The sequence below is a fragment of the Desulfolutivibrio sulfodismutans DSM 3696 genome, assembly GCF_013376455.1.
GTDB classification, from domain to species: Bacteria; Desulfobacterota; Desulfovibrionia; order Desulfovibrionales; family Desulfovibrionaceae; genus Desulfolutivibrio; species Desulfolutivibrio sulfodismutans.
This window is the reverse complement of sequence record NZ_CP045504.1, coordinates 3,536,626-3,551,248: the sequence shown is the minus strand read 5'-3', so window position 1 is coordinate 3,551,248 and position 14,623 is coordinate 3,536,626. Positions and strand designations below refer to the sequence as shown.

Sequence of the window (14,623 nt, the reverse complement as noted above, 5' to 3'; positions counted from 1 at the left end):
CCCATTCCGCTTTGCACCCTCATGTCCGGCAACAAGGGAGAACGGCATGAAAATCGATCTGCACGTCCATTCCAAGCATTCCACACGGCCTTCCCAGTGGTTCCTGCAAAAGCTCGGCTGCCCGGAGAGCTTCACCGAGCCCAGGCGTCTGTACGACATCGCCAAGGCCCGGGGCATGGACATGGTGACCATCGCCGACCACAACACCATAAACGGGGCCCTGGAGATCGCCCATCTGCCCGACGCCTTCATCAGCGAAGAAATCACCAGCTATTTTCCCGAGGACCGCTGCAAAATCCACGTCCTGGCCCTGGACATCAATGAGGCCATCCACGCCGACATCCAGAAGGTCCGGGAAAACGTCTTCGAGTTGGCGCCCTATCTGCGCGAAAAGGGCATCGTCCATGTGGCCGCCCATCCCCTCTACGGGGTCAACGACAAGCTCACCGTGGAGCACTTTGAAAAGATGCTGCTGCTCTTCGAGAACTTCGAGATCAACGGCACCCGCGACGCCTTCCAAAACGACATCCTGCGCGCCATCCTGGCCGGGCTCGCCAGCGAGGACATAGAGCGGCTGTCCGTGGCCCACGACCTGGAACCGGCCTTCGAGGCCCCCTGGATCAAACGCTTAACCGGCGGTTCCGACGACCATTCGTCGCTGAACATCGCCTCCATGTACACCGAGGTGCCCGGGGCCGCGAATCTTCCGGAATTTCTCTCGGGCCTTCGCGGCGGCCGGGCCCGGCCCGCCGGGCGGCCCTCGCACCCCAAGGCCATGGCCATAAACCTCTACGCCATCGCCTACCAGTTCTACAAAAGCAAATTCAACTTCGCCAAGTACGTGGACAAAGACCTCTTCCTCAAATTCGTGGACCGTTTCCTGTCCGGCAACCCCGAGGAAAAAACCGGCATGGTCTTCAAGGCCCGGACGTTTTTTTCGGGCATGGGCCGCAGCGGCGGGAGCGTAAAGCCCGGGGCGTCCTTAAACGATCTGTTCCGAGGCAAGGCCTGGGAACTCATCAACGAGGACAAGCGGTTCCATGCCCAGGCCCGACAGGGGCTTTCCCGGGACGTGTGCCTGGAACAGGAATGGTTCCGGTTCGTCACCCAGGTCTCGGACAAAGTGCTCTCCCACTTCACCAGCCACCTTTTCGACCAGGTTCGCGGGGCCAATTTCTTCGACATCTTCCAGTGCGTCGGCTCGGCCGGGGCCTTGTACACGGTTCTGGCCCCCTATTTCGTGGCCTACACCGTGTTCACCAAGGACCGGGGGTTCTGCCGCCGAGTGGCCGAACGTTTCGGCGTGGGCGTCCCGGACGAATCCGGAGCGGTGCGGGGGAAGGGCCACGGCGGCGCACGACGCCCCGGCCGGGCCAGGATGGCCCATTTCACGGACACCCTGTCCGAGGTCAACGGCGTGGCCCTGACGCTGCGCATGCACCTGGACATGGCCGGCAAGCACGGCAAGCACCTGACCATCGTCACCTGCGGCCAGGAGGGCGACCTGCCGGGCGAAGGGGTCATGAACTTCAAGGCCGTGGGCGAATACCGCCTGGAGGAATACCCCACCCAGAAATTCTCCTATCCGCCGTTTCTGGAGATGCTCGAATACGTCTACGAACAAGGCTTCACCCTGCTGCACTCGGCCACCCCGGGCCCGGTGGGGCTGGCCGCCCTGGTCATCGCCCGGATACTCAAGCTGCCCATCCACGCCACCTACCACACGGCCATCCCCCAGTACGCGCGCCTTCTCACCGGCGACGACGCCATGGAAGAGCTCATGTGGCGCTACGTGGTGTGGTATTACAACCAGATGGATGCGGTCTTCGTGCCCTCGGCCAGCACCGGCGAGGAACTGAAGGCGCACGGCGTGGCCCCGGAGAAAATCCGCACCTACCCGCGCGGGGTGGACGTGGAGCGCTTCCACCCGGCCAAACGCAACGGTTTCCTGGCCAAACGGGGCGTGGCAGGCGGCGTCACCCTGCTCTATGTGGGCCGCATCTCCCGGGAGAAAAACCTGCATCACCTGGCCGACGCCTTCCGGGCCCTGTCGGCCGAACGCGCCGACGTCAACCTGGTGGTGGTGGGCGACGGCCCCTACCTGGAGGAGATGCGCCAGTCCCTGGCGGACACCCGCAGCCTGTTCACCGGCTGCCTGGACGGCGAGGATCTGGCCGGGGCCTACGCCTCAAGCGACCTGTTCGTCTTTCCCTCGAGCACGGACACCTTCGGCAACGTGGTCCTGGAGGCCCAGGCCTCGGGGCTGCCCGTGGTGGTCTCGGACCAGGGCGGGCCGTGCGAGAACGTGATCCCGGGCATCACCGGGGTGATCGTGCCGGACATGGACGCCCGGGGCCTGGAAACGGTCCTGCGCGACATGGTGTCCGACCCGGATCGGCTGCGCCGCATGGGCGAGGCGGCCCGGGCCAGCATGGAGGGACGGTCCTTCGATGCGGCCTTTCTGGGGGCCTGGGATCTGTACAAGGCGGCCTCGTAAACGAAACGGAGTTTCAGACAACCATCTGAAATTGTAGATTTTATAAAAAAATACTGTCGTATTTTTTCATGGGGGCGGGGGCCTGGGATCTCTACAAGGCAGCCTCCTCAAGGGGGGTGTCGCTTCGCACATCCACCTTGAATCGTGTCTCAATATGACACGAATACTGTCGTATCTCTTTATGGCGGCGCAGGCCCGGGACATGAACACGGCGATATCCCAGGGTCTCGGCCCGTCTTTTCCGCCTGCTCCAGGGGAGCCGCTCGACCGGACGACTCCCCTTTACCCGCCCCCCTGCTCTATGCCATAGGACGGGCCATATCGGCGCGGGCAGCCGCCTGCACGCCGCGAAGGCCGGACCATGACCAACCGCATCGCCCTGCGAAACCTCCTGCACGACCGCATCCGCCTGGCCGTGACCTTAACCGGCGTCGTCTTCGCCGTGGTGCTCATCGCCGTGCAGGGCGGGCTCTTCGTGGGCTTCACCACGGCCACCTCCTGCGTCATTGAGAACACCGAGGCCGACGTGTGGGTGGCCTCCAGGGGCGTGCGCAACTTCGACGTCACCCACCCCCTGCGCGAACGCAAATACCATCAGGTGCTCTCCGTCCCCGGCGTGGCCCGGGCCGAAAAGTTCATCGTGCAGTTCGCCAACTGGAAAAAACCCGGGGGCGGCATGGAGAGCGTGGAGGTGGTGGGCTTTGACCTCCAGTCCGGCCTGGGAAAACCCTGGGCCATGGTCCAGGGCTCCATCGCGGCCCTTGCGGTGCGCGACACGGTGATCATCGACGAACTCTACCTGCAAAAACTCGGGATCACCGGCATCGGGGAGTCCGCCGAGATCAGCGAACGCCGGGCCCGGGTGGTGGGCCTGACCCGGGGCATCCGGTCGTTCACCACCTCGCCCTACGTCTTCACCTCCTTCCAAAACGCCCTCAACTTCACCCATTTAAAGCCCGACCAGCTCACCTACGTGCTCATCCTGGCCGAGCCCGGGGTGGACCCCAAGGAACTCCGGGCGGCCATCGCCGCGCAGGTCAGCGACGTGGACGTGTTCACCCGGGAGGAGTTCGCCCAAAAGACCCAGTGGTACTGGATGTTCACCACCGGCGCGGGCATGGCCCTGGTCATCGCCGCCGGGCTGGGATTGGTCGTCGGCGGGGTGGTGGTGGCCCAGACCTTGTACGCCACGACCATGGACCATCTGCCGGAATTCGGCACCCTGCGGGCCATGGGGGCCAGAAACGGCTACCTGTACAGGATCATCATGGCCCAGGCCGTGGCCGCCGCCGTGGTGGGCTACGTGCCGGGCATCGCGCTCAGCCACCTGCTGGTGCATCTGGCCGAGGCCGGCGGGGCCTCCATCCTTTTGACCTGGAAGATGTCCGTGGGGCTGTTCTTTTTGACCGTGGTCATGTGCGTGGCCGCGGCCTTCGTGTCCATCAACCGGGTCACCCGCATCGACCCGGCCATGGTCTTCAAGGGGGCCTAGGGCATGGCCGACACGACATCCCCCGCCGCCCCGCCCGACGAGACCCAAAACGGCCACCCCCTGGTGAGCGTGCGCGGCCTGACCAAGGAATTTCGCACCGGCCACGTCACGGTCCCGGCCCTGCGCGGCGTGGACCTGGACGTGCGGGCCGGGGAGGTGGCCCTGTTCATGGGGCCGTCGGGCAGCGGCAAGACCACCCTGTTGTCCATCCTGGGCTGCATCCTCTCCCCCACCTCGGGCAGCCTGCGCATCAAGGGCCGGGAGGCGGCCGGATTGCCTGAAAAGGAACTGTCCGCCCTGCGCCTGGCCCATTTCGGGTTCATCTTCCAAAACTACAACCTCTTCCGTACCCTGACCGCCGCCGAGAACATCCAGGTGGCCCTGGACCTCAAGGGCATACGCGGCCAGGAGGCCCGGGACCGGGTCACGGCGGCCCTTAAGGCCGTGGGGCTGGCGGACAAGGCCCCCATGCGGCCCGAGGATTTGAGCGGCGGCCAGAAGCAGCGGGTGGCCATCGCCCGGGCCCTGGCCGGGGAACCGGAGATCATCCTGGCCGACGAGCCCACGGCGGCCCTGGACTCCGAGAACGGACGGCTGGTCATCGGACTTTTGCGGCAATTGGCCCTGGAGCGCGGCCGGGGGGTGGTCATCGTCACCCACGACCCGCGCATCCTGGAATTTGCGGATCGCACCGTCTCCATTGAAGACGGGCGCATCACCCAAGGCGGCGTACCGGCATGAGACCCTGTTTGAAACGATATGCACTGGTCCTGGCCACGGTGGCGGCCCTGGCCACGGCGGCCCTGGCCGGAGTGGAAACACCGGCTCCCCCGGCGGCAGGTCCGGCCGCTTCCGCGCCAAACGGCGGCGCAACCGGCAAGCTGGTCTGGGTGGCCGCGCCGGGCCGGGTGGAGCCGGTAAGCGAGGAGATGCGCCTGGGCTTCGACATCGCGGGCAAGATCACCGAGGTGCTGGTGGAGGAAGGCGACACGGTGCGCCGCGAGCAGGTGTTGGCCCGGCTGTGGGATGCCGATCTCAAGGCCGCCGTGGCCGCCGCCCAGGCCGCCCTGGCCGCCCGGGAGGCGGAGCTTGAAAAGATCCTGGCCGGGGCGCGCAGCATGGAGCGCAAGGAGGCCCAGGCGGCGCTGGCCGAGGCCGACACGGTCATGCGTCAGGCCCGGCTGGAGCACGAGCGGCGCGAAAAGCTGCTGGCCGGGGAGGTGCTGGCCAAGGAAGAGGCCGACCGGGCCGAGAAGGAATACCTGGTCTCCCGGCAGCGCGTGGAGGCCGCCCGGCAACGCTTCCACCTGGTGGACGACCCGTCCCGGGCCGAGGACATCAAACGGGCCTGGGCGCTTACGGACGAGGCCCGGGCCACCCTGGACCGTTCCAAGGCCTACGCGGCCAAGGCCGAGATCCGCTCGCCCATCGACGGGGTGGTGCTGCGCAAACATCGCCGGGCCGGAGAAATGGTGTCCGTATCCTTCGACACGCCGGTGGTCACCGTGGGAGACATCGGGCGGCTGCGGGTGCGGGCCGACGTGGACGAAAAGGACATCGCCAAGGTGCGTGAGGGGCAGCGGGCCTACATGGTGGCCGACGCCTACGGCGAACGCAGGTTCTGGGGTACGGTGTTCCGGGTGGCCAAAATTTTGGGGCGCAAGAACGTGCGTACCGACGACCCGGCCGAAAAAAACGACACCCGCATCCTGGAGGTGGTCATCGACCTGGATCAGCCCGGGCTGCCCGTAGGGCTGCGCATGGATGTGTTCGTCATTGTGGAAGGGGAGCCGGAGAAATAGGGGGGAGAAGCCTCCGGCGGCCAAAGGGCTTCGCCCTTTGGAATCCCGTAACGGTTGGCGGATGTCTGCGACCACACCTCCAAAACGTGGAAAAGGCCATCGTTCCAACGGCCCGCCAAAAGGAGATCCAGCCTCAACGTATCATGTATTTCTATTTCAATCTCGTATAATCATTTGTTTTTTCTATTTGCCGATACCACCTCCAGACAGGTATCCAAACTTTTGCGACCTTTGCGTGACGCCCCGTAAGGCGGCCTGTCGTCCCCCTTTTCCCATTCCAGGAGGTACCTGATGCCTGCAACGTCCCTTCGCCGTGCCCTTGCCCTTTTCGCCGCCACCCTGTGCCTGCTTGCGTCCCCCTCGGCCTTCGCCGCCGGTCTCGACGCCTTCAAGGGCCTGTCCGGAAACCTGGACATCGCCGGGGGCACGGCCCACATCCCGGTCATGAAGGACGCGGCCAAGGCCGTCATGGAGGCCAATCCGGCCGTGACCGTAACCATCGCCGCCGGCGGCTCGGGTGTGGGCGTGCAGAAGGTCGGCGAAGGGCTGGTGGCCATCGGCAACACCGGCCGCGCCCTGACGGAAGAAGAAGTCGCCAAGTACGGGCTGGTCTCCTTTCCCTTCGCCATCGACGGCGTGGCCGTGGTGGTCAATCCCGAAAACGGCGTGGCCGCCCTGACTTCCCAGCAGGTCAAGGACATCTTCGCCGGAAAGATCGCCAACTGGAAGGAAGTGGGCGGCGCGGACGCGGCCATCATCCTCTATACCCGGGACGAGGCCAGCGGCACCCGCGAGGTGTTCTGGGAAAAACTGCTGAAAAAGGGCGACGTAGCCGCCACGGCCAATGTGGTGGCCTCCAACGGGGCCATGAAGGTGGCCGTGGGCAAGGACAAGGGCGGCGTCGGCTACGTGAGCATCGGCCATCTGGACGCCACGGTGAAGGCCCCGGCCCTGGACGGCGTGGTCCCGGACCAGAAAAAAGCCAGCGACGGCGCCTATCCCGTCACCCGTAAGCTGTACATGAACACCAAGGGCCAGCCCACGGGCCTGGCCAAGGCCTTCATCGACTATATCCTCGGCCCCGACGGCAAGGGCTACATCACCGCCGCCGGATACATTCCGCTTAACTGATGCTTTCCCCCGGCCGCGCCCCAGGCGGCCCGAACACCCCCCGGCCCGGCCGCGCGCCCGGCCGGGGGCTCAGGCGCAGCGCACCATGAAGACCACGCGGACGGCCGCAGGCGCATCCCCCGGCCGACCGGCTTACGCCATGCCCCATGTTTTCCCGCCCTCCCGGCGCGCCCCCCGGGGCGAGGCCCTGGTGCGTCGGGCCTTCCAGGCCTCTGGGTTTGCGGCCCTTTTGGCCGTGGCCACGGTGTTCGTCTTCCTGGCCGTTTTCACCCTGCCCATGTTCACCTCGGGCGGGATATTCGCCGTGCTCTCGCCAACCTGGAACCCCGTCCGAAACCAGTTCGGCATCCTGTCCATGGCCGCCGCCACCTTCGGCCTGTCGCTTTCGGCCTTCGCCCTGGCCTATCCCCTGGGCGTCGGGGTCTGCCTGTTTCTAAACGGCCTGGGGCCGCGCCGGGTGGCCGGGATGTTACGGACCGTGGTCCGGCTCATGACCGCCGTGCCCACGGTGGTCTACGGATTCGTGGCCGCCGCAACCCTGGTTCCGGCCGTGCGCGGGGCCTTCGGCGGCTCCGGCTTCTCCTGGCTGTCGGCCATGCTGGTGCTTACGCTTTTGATCCTGCCCACCGTGGTGCTCATCCTGGACGGCGAAATGGTTGCCGTGGCCGGGCGCACCCGGTTGACGGCGGCGGCCCTGGGCCTGGGACAGGGTGCGGCCCTGCTGTTCGTGGTCCTGCCGGGCTGCCGCCGGGGACTTTTCGCGGCCGCCGCCCTGGGGTTCGGCCGGGCCGTGGGCGACGCCCTGATTCCCCTGATGTTGGCAGGGAATGCCGTGGCCCTGCCCCGTTCGCTCCTGGATTCCATGCGCCCGTTGACCTCCCACATCGCCCTGGTGGCCGCCACGGACAGCACCAGTCTGGCCTACGCCTCGCTGTTCGCCTGCGGCATGATCCTTTTTTGCGTAACCGCCGGGGTCAATCTGGCCCTGGCCTGGGTGCGGCGCGACACCCCGCGCGGGGATCAGGCATGACCGCCCAATCCCGTGCGGACAGGGCCGCGCCGGGACGCGGCCTGGAGCGCGCAGCCCGGATGGCGTCCTGGGGATGCGCCCTGGCGGCGACGCTCCCCGTGGCCTTCCTGGTGGGATATCTGGTGTACGAGGCCGGACCGGCCCTCGGCGGCGACCTTTTTTTCGGGGATGTTCCCGCCCTGGCCGCCATCCTCGCCCGGCGGCCGGTATGGGACGGCATCTGGCCCGCCTGCGCCGGAACCCTGGCCCTGGTGGCCCTGACCTCGGCCATGGCCGTGCCCCTGGGAGTGGCCGGGGGCATCTCCCTGTCTCTTTTCGCCCGGGGACGGCTGCGCCGCCTGCTGCGCCTGGGGGTGGACGTGCTGGCCGGGATTCCGTCCATCCTCATGGGCCTTTTCGGATTCGCCCTGATCCTTTTTTTGCGCCGCACCTTTTTGCCCCAGGCCAACACCTGCCTGCTTCTGGCCGCTGCGAGCATGGCCCTTCTGATCCTGCCCTATGTGGTGGGGGCCACGGCCGGGGCTCTGGACGCTCTGCCCGACGCCATGCGCCTTTTGGGGCCGAGCCTGGGCCTGTCCACCTGGCGTACCGTGGCCGGGGTGCTCGTGCCTGAAGCCCGAAGAGGGATCTTCGGCGGCGTCATCCTGGCCGTGGGCCGGGCCTGTGAGGATACGGCGGTGATTCTGATGACCGGGGTGGTGGTCGGGGCCGGGCTGCCGTCCGGGCTGTTCGGCAAGTTCGAGGCCCTGCCCTTTTACATCTACTACACCTCGGCCCAGTATCAGACCCCGGACGAACTGACCCGGGCCTACGGCGCGGCCCTGGTCCTTTTGTGTCTGGCGGTGGGTCTTTTCATCTGCGCCCGGGCCGGGTCGCGGCTGGTGGAGGGACGCTACGGCATGGAGGAGATGCGATGAGCGCGGACACAACCCGCGACCCGGGAAACAGCCTGCCCCCGGGCGTGGTCATGGCCGTGCGCGGCCTTGGCGTGTCCTTTGCGGGACGTGCGGCCCTGTCCGGAGTGGACCTCGACGTGGCGGGCAACGCCCTGACCGTGATCGTGGGCCGCTCCGGCTCGGGCAAGACCACCCTTTTGCGGGCCCTAAACCGCTTAAACGAATGCTTCGACGGCTGCCGGACCACCGGACGCGTGCTGTATTCCCTGGACGGCCACCCCCTGGACATCCACGACCGGGCCTTTCCGGTCACGGAACTGCGGCGGCGGGTGGGCATGGTCTTCCAGACCCCCAACCTGCTGCCCCTGTCCATCGCGGCCAACCTCACCATGCCCCTGCGCCATGTCCTGGGGATGGGCAAGGCCGAGGCCAGGGAGGCGACCCGGGAGGCGCTTGTTGCGGCCCGACTGTGGGATGAGGTGAAAGACCGCCTGGAGGCCCCGGCCAAGACCCTGTCCGGGGGGCAGGCCCAACGGCTGTGCCTGGCCCGGGCCATGGCCCTGGAGCCCGATGTGCTGCTTTTGGACGAACCGGCGGCGTCGTTGGATTTCATGGCCGTCCGGGCTATCGAGGAACTGCTTTCCGGGCTGCGGGAACGCTACGCCCTGGTGGTGGTCTCCCATGGGCTGGGATCGGCGGCCCGGATGGCGGACCACATGGTGGTCATGCGACGGGGCCAGGTGTCGGCCCGGTTCGCGGCGGCTGAACTGGCCCGGGGCGAGTCCCTGGCGCAATGCATGGAGGATGTTTTTTAACCTCCTGCCATGCCGAGATGTTACAACCCAAGCCCGGCCAGCACCTTCTCCGGCGGCCGTCTCTCGGGCACGGTCACCCGGGGGATCGACCCGTCGAGCCAGGCCCGGGACACGTACAGGCCGCAAAAGCAGGCCCCGTATTCCGCCACGTCCGGCGCCCGGTAGGTGCACGGGCACAGCATGTCCTTGTCCGCCTCGTAGTCGCCGCTGGCCAGCCGACAGGGACAGGCCATGTAGCCCAGACGCTCCTTGTTGACCAGAAGGCTGTCCAGCAGGGCCAGGGTCATGTCCTTGTCGTCGTTGAAAAAGTACCCCTTGGACTCCTGGAATGTCTTCAGTTGCTCATAGAGCCGTTGCGCCGTCATGGGCGCTCCTTTTTCGGGACTCATGGCCTATCCCCCCAGGGCGGTCAGGATGTCGTCCTTGCGAAAGCCGACGATGACCGTGTCGCCGATGACGATGGTCGGAAACGACAGGGACGGATTGACTTTTTTGACCTCTTCGATGACCTGCTTGCGGTCGTCGCCGGTCAGAAGGTCCACATGCACGCATTCGTAGGTCACGTTTTTGTCGTCGAGAAACTGCTTGGCCTGCTTGCAGTGAATGCAGGTGGACAGGGCGAAGACCTTGACGTTTGGGGCCATGGGAGCTCCTTTTCAAAAAATGGATGTTACCTGCGGCGGCCATCCGCCATATGCGGATGTATTCCCCTTTCCAGACGACGGGTCAAGCGCGACAGAGGCCAGGTCAGAAGCAGATACAGCGCCGCCAGGGGCAGATACGTCTCGAAAGTGCGGTACGTTGCGGCGTTGACCACCTCGGCGGCCTTGGTCAGCTCCCGCACGGCGATGATCGACAACAGCGACGAATCCTTGATCAGCGACACGAACTGCCCGGTCACCGGCGGCACCATGCGCCGGAGCGCCTGGGGCAGGATCACATGCCGAAGCGTCTGGGCATGGGTCAGCCCGGTCCCGGCCGCCGCCTCCCACTGCCCCGAATCCACGGACTCGATGCCCGCCCGGACCATCTCCGAGATGTAGGCCCCGGAAAAAAAGGCCAGAGTCACGGCCCCGATGACGTAGGGGCTGTCCAGGCGCACCACCACCCCCACGCAAAAATAGAAAATGAGCACCTGCACCAGAAGCGGCGTGCCCCGGAAGGCCCCCACGTACAGCGCCGCCAGTTCCGGCAGCCACGCCCCCCGGGACACCGAGGCCAGCCCGGCGGACACCCCGAGCACAAGCCCCAGGGCCATGGCCCCGGCCGAGACGGCCATGGTGGTCAAAAGGCCGTACAGGTAGATCTCCCGGTAGGCCCACACCACGCCCCAGTCCCAGTGGTAGCGGATGTTCGACAGCACGACGTACAGGCCCGCCGCAAAGGCCGTCAGGAGCACGATCCGGGCCACGGGGCGCGGCACGGCGACCAGCCGCCCGAACACGCCCCGCCGCCGGGCCGGGCCGGAATCCGGATGCAGGCCCCCGAAGGCCCCGCCTGGGCTCAATGACGGCTACCCGGCCAGGACAGGACGAACGGCGACTTGTTCTCGAAATGTGTCTTCAGATAGGCCGCGATCTCCGCCGACACGTCGCGCGAGGCCGACACCATGAAGCAGATGTTGGTCTCGGCGCGCACCTCGCCGGAAGGCAGAAGCGCCCCGCCGTCGCAACTGCCGAGTTGGGAATAGCCCCCGGCGGTCTTGGCCAGAAATTTGCGCAACTCCGGGAACTTCCCGGCCGCCTCCTTGCCGCCGGGCAAGACCCGGGGAACCACGAAGAAATGAATGACCACCTGTTCGGCCGCCTGAACGGCCGTGTCCGGCCCCTGGGCCATGGTCTGGCCCGACGTTTGGCCCGACGTTTGGGCTGTCGCCGACATTGCAGCCAGAAGGATCACGCCCGCCGCCAAAATCAAAACCGCTCCTCGCCTCATGCCGCACTCCTTACTCCATGATTGCCGTTGACCGAACCGAAAGGCCGGGACTTCCCAGCCCCACAGCGCATCCCTGCGCCCGCTGCAAGGCCCGCGCCCCACCCCGAAGCCAAAAAACGCCGCCCGACGCCGCCCCGAGCTTCCCGTGCCGCAGCCCATAAAACGGCCAACGGCCTGCCTCATCTGCGTATCGCTTTGTACGGACGGCACAGAGCGCCCGCACGTCTATCCCGCCAGGTAGTCCGCCACGGCCTCCTGGTCGATGGTCAGCACCTGGCCGCTGTCCGTGGTGACGAGTTTTGGCGACGAGCTCGGGTCGAATTCGTAGTCGGCGATGAGCCCGGTATAGATCTCGCGCAGGGCCCGCGCGCCGATGCGGGTGTTTTTCATGGCGTGCTCGGCGATGAGGTCCAGGGCCTTGTCCGTCAGCCGCAGGGTCACGCCCATGTGCTTGAAATAGTCGCGCGAGGCCCGAAGCGGCGAATCGTCGGCCGTGAGCATGATCTTTTTAAGCTCCTCGCGGCCAAGCTCCTCGAAAAGGGCGATGGAGCTGAAACGCGACACGAACTGGGGCATCATGCCGTAGGTGAACATGTCCGACAGCCGCAGATAGTCCTTGAGCTTGAACCGCACCACCGTGCGCACCTTGACCGTGCCGTCGGGCTGGCGGTCCACCTCGGAGGTCTCCTTGAGGCGGCGCTCGTCCTTGCGGTTGACGAGCAGGGTGTAGACCTGGTCGAAAAGCTCTTCAAAGGCCCCGCCGCAGATAAAAAGCAGCTTGGAGGTGTCCACGGCGATGTCGGCCAGACGCCGCACGCCGTCTTCGTCCACCACCTCGGTGCGATACAGGATGTCCTCGCCCTCAAGCAGGGTCAACAGGGCATACTGGGTGGTGATGCCTTCCACGTTGGCCTTGCCCGACACCCGGGCGGAAATCTTGTCCACCTCGTCCACGCATACCGTGGCGTTTTCCATGGCCGCCTTGAGCTGGGCGGCCGTCAGGTCGCCGCCGCAAAGGGCCCGCACCCGGGCCTCGATGCGCCGAAAAAGCCGCGTGGCCCGGTCCTCGCCCTCCACCTCCGGGGCCAGGGTGTTGGCGTTGATGATGACCATGGTCCGAAAGGCCGCAAGCTCGTCGTGGTCTTCGTAGAACTGGTTGATGGCCCGCATGACCGTGGTCTTGCCCGTGCCGCTGTTGCCGATGAAAAGGACGTTTCCGGCCTTTAGGCCATGGATGTGCTTGTAGATGGAGACGCTGATGAGGCGCAGAACCCCGGCCTGTCCGAGCACCTTGGAGGTCAGGTAGGCGTTGATGTCGCGGGGTAAAAACATGCGGGACATTTTTTGGCTCCTTGGCCGCGGGTATATTTCCGTCCCGGGCATCCTAGCCGCTTCAACGCCCCCGGGCAAGCGGCCGCCCCGGCTTCATTTTTTCTTCGTCTTCTGCTAGGTAGCCGACGTTCGGTTCACGTCTCGCCACAGCGCCACCCCGACCCGAACCGGAGCCAGCATGAATATCGCCGATTTGGTCCTGCTCCTGGCGTGGGGATTTTTTTTCCTGCGGGGCTATCTGCGTGGCCTGGTCAAGGAAGTGGGCTCCCTGGCCGCCCTGTTCGCCGGGTTCTATGCGGCGGCCAACTACCACCAGGAGGTCACGCCCTATCTTTCGGGCCACATCTCCGGCAACTACGCCCAGATCGCGGCCTATCTCCTGGTCTTCACCGCCGCCCTGCTCGGGGTCTGGTTCCTGGTCCTGGCCCTGTCCCGGCTGGTGAGCATCACCATGACCCAGTGGGCCGACAAGCTCTTCGGCGGGGCCTTCGGCCTGGCCAAGGGCGTGCTTTTGGCCGCCGTGGTTTTTTTCATCATGACCACCCTTGGCCACAAGCCGGACTTTCTGGCCTCCTCGCGCCTTGTTCCCTTTGTGGAAAAGGCCGGGAACCTCGTGTCCGGATACGTGCCCCCGGACATCAAGGCCAAGCTGCAAACCGCCGCCGAAGAGGTGCCCAAGGCTCTGGAAACGGTAAAATCCCCGGCAGCGGGCAAACCCTCGGCCGCGCCCAAGGCGGCCGCCCCTGCCAAAACCCCCGACCCGTCACCCCCAAAGAAGCCATGAACAACGACACCCCTTTGAAAGAACTGCTCGACGTCATCGACTCCCTGCTCGGCCCCGGCGGCTGTCCCTGGGACCAGGCCCAGACCCCGGAGACGCTGTGCGACTACATCATTGAAGAGTCCTTCGAACTGGTGGACTGCATCCGGGCGGGCGACTCGCCGGGGGCCCTGGAGGAGATCGGCGACGTGCTGTTCCTTCTGCTCTTCGCCTCCCGCCTCTACGAGAAAAAAGGGGCCTTCACCCTGGCCGACGTGTTCGGGGCCGAGGCCGCCAAGATGATCCGCCGCCATCCGCATGTTTTCGCCGACCTGACGCTCAAAAACCGCGAGGAGCTTTTGCGCAACTGGGAGCGCATCAAGCGGGCCGAGAAAAAGGAAGGCGCCGGGCTCTACGACAGCCTGCCCAAGGGCCTGCCGCCGCTTCTCAAGGCCTACCGCATCCACTCCAAGGCCGCCCGGGTGGGGTTCACCTGGGAGTCGGACGCGGACATGAAGCATGCCCTGGAAAAGGAGCGGATGGAGTTTGAGATGGCCGTAGCGGCTGGCGACGAGGCGCGCATGGCCGAGGAGTTCGGCGACTACCTGTTCTCGCTGGCCGAATACGGCCGCCGCCTGGGGCTGAAGGCCAATTCCTGCCTGGACGACGCCAACAAGAAGTTTCTCGGCCGGTTTCGGGGCATGGAGGCCCTGGCCAAGGAGCGGGGGCTCGATATCGCCACGCTGACGCTGGCGGAGTGGAATGGGTTGTGGGATGAGGTGAAGAAGGACAGTGCGCCCTGAATTCGACTAAAAAGCAACAAGACGCCAAACTTATCTCTGAGCTTTCTATGTCGATGAGATCAGTGAAAAGATTCGACTATAACAGTTTTATCCTCGCCTTTTAGACATAACTCTAACGATACTTAATAGA

At 65.7% G+C, this 14,623-nt stretch carries 15 protein-coding genes; 10 read left to right on the top strand and 5 right to left on the bottom strand.

Annotated features, from left to right (window positions below; all coding sequences use genetic code 11):
- The first annotated feature begins 46 nt into the window (after positions 1-46).
- The 8 genes from GD606_RS16265 to GD606_RS16230 all read left to right on the top strand — a co-directional run bounded on the left by GD606_RS16265 (position 47) and on the right by GD606_RS16230 (position 9,663).
- Positions 47-2,497, top strand: coding sequence for a glycosyltransferase (locus GD606_RS16265; protein ID WP_163302317.1), 2,451 nt, complete (start codon positions 47-49; stop codon positions 2,495-2,497).
- A 361-nt stretch (positions 2,498-2,858) separates the two neighbouring features.
- Positions 2,859-3,989 (top strand): FtsX-like permease family protein, encoded by a 1,131-nt coding sequence (locus GD606_RS16260; protein ID WP_163302318.1) that lies wholly within the window; start codon positions 2,859-2,861, stop codon positions 3,987-3,989.
- A gap of 3 nt (positions 3,990-3,992) precedes the next feature.
- Positions 3,993-4,730 (top strand): ABC transporter ATP-binding protein, encoded by a 738-nt coding sequence (locus GD606_RS16255; RefSeq protein WP_163302319.1) that lies wholly within the window; start codon positions 3,993-3,995, stop codon positions 4,728-4,730.
- A gap of 8 nt (positions 4,731-4,738) precedes the next feature.
- Complete coding sequence (locus tag GD606_RS16250; RefSeq protein ID WP_246298852.1) at positions 4,739-5,791, top strand: HlyD family secretion protein; 1,053 nt, start codon at positions 4,739-4,741, stop codon at positions 5,789-5,791.
- A gap of 291 nt (positions 5,792-6,082) precedes the next feature.
- The gene (locus GD606_RS16245) at positions 6,083-6,922 is read left to right on the top strand and encodes a phosphate ABC transporter substrate-binding protein (protein ID WP_163302321.1); all 840 of its coding nucleotides are present in this window, start codon (positions 6,083-6,085) and stop codon (positions 6,920-6,922) included.
- Positions 6,923-7,007: 85 nt separating this feature from the next.
- Positions 7,008-7,952 (top strand): PstC family ABC transporter permease, encoded by a 945-nt coding sequence (locus tag GD606_RS16240; protein WP_246298851.1) that lies wholly within the window; start codon positions 7,008-7,010, stop codon positions 7,950-7,952.
- Positions 7,949-8,869: a PstA family ABC transporter permease gene (locus GD606_RS16235; protein WP_246298850.1), complete on the top strand. Its 921-nt coding sequence runs from the start codon at positions 7,949-7,951 to the stop codon at positions 8,867-8,869. The genes GD606_RS16240 and GD606_RS16235 overlap by 4 nt, the downstream gene beginning before the upstream one ends.
- The gene (locus GD606_RS16230; protein WP_246298848.1) at positions 8,866-9,663 is read left to right on the top strand and encodes a phosphate ABC transporter ATP-binding protein; all 798 of its coding nucleotides are present in this window, start codon (positions 8,866-8,868) and stop codon (positions 9,661-9,663) included. Before GD606_RS16235 ends, GD606_RS16230 begins: the two co-directional genes overlap by 4 nt.
- Before the next feature lie 20 nt (positions 9,664-9,683).
- Here the strand turns inward: GD606_RS16230 and GD606_RS16225 are convergent, their stop codons facing one another.
- From GD606_RS16225 to GD606_RS16205, 5 genes are all read right to left on the bottom strand, one after another.
- Positions 9,684-10,028 (bottom strand): ferredoxin-thioredoxin reductase catalytic domain-containing protein, encoded by a 345-nt coding sequence (locus tag GD606_RS16225; protein ID WP_163302322.1) that lies wholly within the window; start codon positions 10,026-10,028, stop codon positions 9,684-9,686.
- 27 nt (positions 10,029-10,055) lie between these two features.
- The gene (locus GD606_RS16220; protein ID WP_163302323.1) at positions 10,056-10,307 is read right to left on the bottom strand and encodes a glutaredoxin family protein; all 252 of its coding nucleotides are present in this window, start codon (positions 10,305-10,307) and stop codon (positions 10,056-10,058) included.
- Between the two features lie 26 nt (positions 10,308-10,333).
- Positions 10,334-11,107, bottom strand: a complete 774-nt coding sequence (locus tag GD606_RS16215) for an amino acid ABC transporter permease (protein WP_246298847.1) — start codon at positions 11,105-11,107, stop codon at positions 10,334-10,336.
- A 59-nt stretch (positions 11,108-11,166) separates the two neighbouring features.
- On the bottom strand, positions 11,167-11,598 hold the full coding sequence (locus tag GD606_RS16210; protein ID WP_163302324.1) for a hypothetical protein: 432 nt from the start codon (positions 11,596-11,598) through the stop codon (positions 11,167-11,169).
- Positions 11,599-11,823: 225 nt separating this feature from the next.
- Complete coding sequence (locus GD606_RS16205; protein WP_163302325.1) at positions 11,824-12,939, bottom strand: AAA family ATPase; 1,116 nt, start codon at positions 12,937-12,939, stop codon at positions 11,824-11,826.
- 169 nt (positions 12,940-13,108) lie between these two features.
- On the opposite strand from GD606_RS16205, the gene GD606_RS16200 reads away from it, so the two are divergent.
- Positions 13,109-13,714 (top strand): CvpA family protein, encoded by a 606-nt coding sequence (locus GD606_RS16200; RefSeq protein ID WP_163302326.1) that lies wholly within the window; start codon positions 13,109-13,111, stop codon positions 13,712-13,714.
- On the top strand, positions 13,711-14,493 hold the full coding sequence (gene mazG, locus GD606_RS16195; protein WP_163302327.1) for a nucleoside triphosphate pyrophosphohydrolase: 783 nt from the start codon (positions 13,711-13,713) through the stop codon (positions 14,491-14,493). Before GD606_RS16200 ends, mazG begins: the two co-directional genes overlap by 4 nt.
- Positions 14,494-14,623 lie beyond the last annotated feature (130 nt).

Bases quoted from the DNA above. Each gene is read 5' to 3' on its own strand.
- GD606_RS16265 (WP_163302317.1), top strand. From the start codon at position 47: ATGAAAATCGATCTGCACGTCCATTCCAAGCATTCCACACGGCCTTCC.
- GD606_RS16260 (WP_163302318.1), top strand. From the start codon at position 2,859: ATGACCAACCGCATCGCCCTGCGAAACCTCCTGCACGACCGCATCCGC.
- GD606_RS16255 (WP_163302319.1), top strand. From the start codon at position 3,993: ATGGCCGACACGACATCCCCCGCCGCCCCGCCCGACGAGACCCAAAAC.
- GD606_RS16245 (WP_163302321.1), top strand. From the start codon at position 6,083: ATGCCTGCAACGTCCCTTCGCCGTGCCCTTGCCCTTTTCGCCGCCACC.
- GD606_RS16240 (WP_246298851.1), top strand. From the start codon at position 7,008: ATGAAGACCACGCGGACGGCCGCAGGCGCATCCCCCGGCCGACCGGCT.
- GD606_RS16235 (WP_246298850.1), top strand. From the start codon at position 7,949: ATGACCGCCCAATCCCGTGCGGACAGGGCCGCGCCGGGACGCGGCCTG.
- GD606_RS16230 (WP_246298848.1), top strand. From the start codon at position 8,866: ATGAGCGCGGACACAACCCGCGACCCGGGAAACAGCCTGCCCCCGGGC.
- GD606_RS16225 (WP_163302322.1), bottom strand. From the start codon at position 10,028: ATGACGGCGCAACGGCTCTATGAGCAACTGAAGACATTCCAGGAGTCC.
- GD606_RS16220 (WP_163302323.1), bottom strand. From the start codon at position 10,307: ATGGCCCCAAACGTCAAGGTCTTCGCCCTGTCCACCTGCATTCACTGC.
- GD606_RS16210 (WP_163302324.1), bottom strand. From the start codon at position 11,598: ATGAGGCGAGGAGCGGTTTTGATTTTGGCGGCGGGCGTGATCCTTCTG.
- GD606_RS16205 (WP_163302325.1), bottom strand. From the start codon at position 12,939: ATGTCCCGCATGTTTTTACCCCGCGACATCAACGCCTACCTGACCTCC.
- GD606_RS16200 (WP_163302326.1), top strand. From the start codon at position 13,109: ATGAATATCGCCGATTTGGTCCTGCTCCTGGCGTGGGGATTTTTTTTC.
- mazG (WP_163302327.1), top strand. From the start codon at position 13,711: ATGAACAACGACACCCCTTTGAAAGAACTGCTCGACGTCATCGACTCC.